The sequence below is a fragment of the Acetobacter zythi genome (assembly GCF_963921165.1).
Lineage (GTDB): Bacteria > Pseudomonadota > Alphaproteobacteria > Acetobacterales > Acetobacteraceae > Acetobacter.
In genome coordinates this window covers 1-1190 of record NZ_CAWUEO010000028.1, presented here as the reverse complement: position 1 = coordinate 1190, position 1190 = coordinate 1, and the positions used below count along the sequence as shown (strand labels likewise).

The 1190-nt window shown below is 56.1% G+C and carries 1 protein-coding gene; it reads left to right on the top strand.

The genetic code is table 11. From position 1 onward, the window contains the following. A partial coding sequence (locus AABE20_RS10230) for an ISL3 family transposase (protein WP_338332971.1) occupies positions 1-1153 on the top strand: 1153 nt, incomplete at its 5' end. Positions 1154-1190 lie beyond the last annotated feature (37 nt).

The following is a 1190-nucleotide window of genomic DNA, read 5'->3' as shown; positions in this document are numbered from 1 at the left end:
TACACGTGTGGTGGGGGTGGATGACTGGGCATGGCGGCGGGGACATCACTATGGAACGATTGTGGTCGATCTTGAGAAAAATGATGTCATTGACCTCCTGCCAGATCGGGACGCTGATACCCTTGCCCGATGGCTGCAGGTCCACCCCGGTATTGAAATCATTGCCAGAGACCGTGCCGGTACTTATGCAGACGGATGCCGCAGAGGCGCACCATCCGCTCTTCAGGTGACAGACCGCTGGCATCTGCTGAAGAACCTGTCAGACGCTTTTGTCAGCATTCTGGACCGTTTTACGACGACTGTCAGGACCCTGACACGACAGATGAACGTATCAACGGTCGTAAGCAAAATATCTGAAACAATCAGAGCGCATCCAGAAGAGGCGCAGGCGGTCGTCAGGTCAGCCTCTGGGGAACGGCGTGACATTCTTTTCAAGGAAGCTCTTGCCCTGAAAGCAGCGGGACACAGCATTCAGGCTATCGCCACAACGATCGGGGTAGAGAGAAAAACCGTGCGGCGCTGGTTTCAGCGGGGCCATGCACCACCATGGAAAAGAACGGTTCCGTCACGCAGCATACTCGTGCCTTACACAGCCCACCTGGAAAAGAGATGGTCCGAAGGATGTCGCAATAGTCGTCAGCTATGGCGGGAACTCCTGGAGCAGGGCTTTGCAGGACAATATGGCACCGTCTGGAAATGGGTGGCGACGCGACAGGGATGTTCCGCGAAACCCGTTCCTTCCGCGCATGTCGTTGCACCTCGGGGACGCAAACTTGCGCGGCTTCTCCTCGCAGAGGATCCGTTATCTGCCGGACAGGAGGGACTGCTGGTTCCTGCCCTTCTGGAAGCTGAACCGCACCTTGCCGTCACACTCTGCTGGCTCAGGAAAATGCAGACCCTGCTCTGTAAAAGGGGTGACACCTGCACGGGAGGCGATCTGAAGGCTCTGCTGGAAGAAGGAAAGACGACGCAGCTGTCACGTCTGATTCCCGCGCTTGAACGGGATGCGGCTGCCATTGAAGCGTCTCTTGTCACACCTTGGACAACCAGCCCGGTTGAAGGACAGATCAGCCGACTGAAAATGATCAAGCGAACCATGTTCGGAAGAGCAGGCTTCGAACTCCTCAGGGCGCGTGTCCTTCAGCCCGCATAATCAAAAAACATCATCACGAAAAGTACGGAAGAACCCA